This window comes from Rhizobium sp. L9, from assembly GCF_002531885.1.
In the GTDB taxonomy this organism is placed as follows: domain Bacteria; phylum Pseudomonadota; class Alphaproteobacteria; order Rhizobiales; family Rhizobiaceae; genus Rhizobium.
Map to the genome: position 1 here is coordinate 1 of NZ_NWSZ01000086.1, position 1,075 is coordinate 1,075.

The following is a 1,075-nucleotide window of genomic DNA, read 5'->3' on the forward strand; positions in this document are numbered from 1 at the left end:
AGGGAGAACGACATTTACCTTTTCCAGCAATAGGGTGGAGATGGATCGAGCAATAGATGCCAGTCGTTCTTGAAAAAACACCCAAACCGTTGAGAGAGAATCCGTTTTTACGCGGCCACGTGCAGCGCGCCAACCCAGATGAGACGATCCCCAGTGCCCGGGGCAACATCGAATGTGCACGTCGCCAGTCTTCCTTCAAAACGTTGACGTTTGGGCATCCCAAGAGGCGACGGTGTCGCATCTGAAGTGTAGACAGATACGGATGCGGGAAGAGCCTCGGGGGCGAAGGAGGCTGGCGCGGTCGCTGAAGTGCTTAGTGCCGTCTATGACGGCCTATCCTTTGCGGGTTCTACTATGGCTTCAGGCCCGGACGAAACCCGCCCATGGCGCCGGATGCATTTCATACGGCGATCATGAACCAACGTGTGAGTTGGGTGCTCGATGCCGACCCCGTATCCTGCAACTATCAAACTATGCCTGCGGGCGGGTGCCGCGGTGGACCGACTTGTTCATCACGCAACGATCTTCGAAATGAACGTCGAAAGCTATCGACGACGTTCCGCCATGGGGGTCAAACGCCGGCGCGGCAGGCCAGCCTCATTCGCGACAATCAAAGGCACCGCACAGTTTGTCGCGCGCATTGCCTCGCCTGAACTGCTCCCTGAGAATGGGTTATTGCCTCATCTAAATTGCTCCCGCCGAATCAACCTCGGGAGCTGTGATGAGGAAGGTCAGCATGGCGACACGTGCGGAATTGGTGGCAGCGATCAGTTGTCGCTATGTGTTAGGCGGGCGGGCCGAGAAGGCGAGGATGTTAGACGAGTTCGTGGCGCTCACGGGCTTTCATCGCAAGCATGCGATGCGACTGCTGCGAGGAGAACGCAAACCGGCGAAGGGTGGTCCTCGGCCAGGGCGCCGGGTTTACGGCGACGACGTGCGGGCAGCGCTCGTCGTTGTTTGGGAGGCGTCGGATCGAATTTGCGGCAAGCGACTACACCGTAAGCGGCAAGCTGAGACCGTTCAGCGCGCGTAATTCCACGGCATGAGTGCATCGAGATCGCTGCTCGACCAGCCG

Annotated in this window: 1 pseudogene; it reads left to right on the plus strand. The window is 58.7% G+C overall.

Going from position 1 to position 1,075, the window contains the following annotated elements:
- Positions 1–721: 721 nt before the first annotated feature.
- Positions 722–994 (plus strand): annotated as a pseudogene (locus CO660_RS34240) (transposase); the annotation flags it as partial.
- Positions 995–1,075 lie beyond the last annotated feature (81 nt).